2 tRNA genes and 2 rRNA genes are annotated in these 1,161 nt (G+C 32.3%); all 4 read left to right on the plus strand.

From position 1 onward, the window contains the following. Positions 1-89: ribosomal RNA gene (rrf, locus tag BD821_RS13295) — 5S ribosomal RNA — on the plus strand; the annotation flags it as partial. Positions 90-97: 8 nt separating this feature from the next. Further along, positions 98-174, plus strand: a tRNA-Ile gene (locus tag BD821_RS13300). A 5-nt stretch (positions 175-179) separates the two neighbouring features. Further along, positions 180-255 (plus strand) — tRNA-Ala (locus tag BD821_RS13305). Between the two features lie 819 nt (positions 256-1,074). Beyond that, positions 1,075-1,161: ribosomal RNA gene (locus BD821_RS13310) — 16S ribosomal RNA — on the plus strand; the annotation flags it as partial.

Raw genomic sequence — 1,161 nt, forward strand, 5'->3', positions numbered from 1 at the left:
CCCTTCCCATTCCGAACAGGATGGTTAAGCACTAAAGCGCTGATGGTACTACAAGGGAGGCCTTGTGGGAGAGTAAGTCGTCGCCGGGTGAAAACAAGGATCTTTAGCTCAGTTGGTTAGAGCAACCGGCTCATAACCGGTAGGTCCGGGGTTCGAGTCCCTGAAGGTCCACCAAACCTGGGGGTATAGCTCAGTTGGGAGAGCACCTGCCTTGCACGCAGGGGGTCAAGAGTTCGAGTCTCTTTATCTCCACCAAAAAAACTACAGACTTAAGTTTGTAGTTTTTTTTGGTTAAAAATTAATTTTAATAAAAATCATTAGTTTATCTTATTTTCTATAAGTGTAAGATGAATAGATTTTATTACCTTAGGTTTTATCATAAAATAATGATATCTTGACAAAATGGTATTAATGGTAAATTATTTAAAAATTATATATAATCTAAATGAAGATATAATGGCAAATACCAAGTGATAAGTATTTTATGTTGATATTAATCAATATTGAGATTATTTAGTTATCCAAAATAGATAATAAAGTAAGCGTTAATTGAGTATCAAGGAATTCACAATAACAATAGAAAAAGATCAAGGTTGAAAACTTTTAAACTGCATGAAAAGATATAGAAAAAAGAACATGAATAGTATAAGTAAAATATAAAAAAGTTATGATTTATAAGAAAAAACACAAATAATATAGATTAACCCTACCGGGTGTGTCTAACTATAATAAAATAAACATAATGGAGATATGATGAGCTATAAACATATAACTTCGTATAACAGGGTTTAAGTGTGAATAAATAAATATTTATGATGTTATAATTACTACGTTGTCTTGTTGAACACAACTTATAAGAAGGTTGTTAATAAAGATAATTAACTTTATATAATTATGATCTTTGAAAATTGAACAGAAAAGATATATAAAGACCAGCAATTCTTTTGAATTATGTAATTGAGTAGATTAAACTTACTTAGAGAATTCAGATTCAGATATTCTGAAAATGGAAACTCACTCAGCAAAGCTGAGGAGTAAAAGTCTACGCCAAATCGAAGATTTGGAGTATACTTTTAAATTGAGAGTTTGATCCTGGCTCAGGACGAACGCTGGCGGCGTGCTTAACACATGCAAGTCGAGCGAAGCTATTCCTTCGGGGAT

This window comes from Clostridium algidicarnis DSM 15099 (genome assembly GCF_002934235.1).
Classification (GTDB): Bacteria; Bacillota; Clostridia; order Clostridiales; family Clostridiaceae; genus Clostridium_L; species Clostridium_L algidicarnis.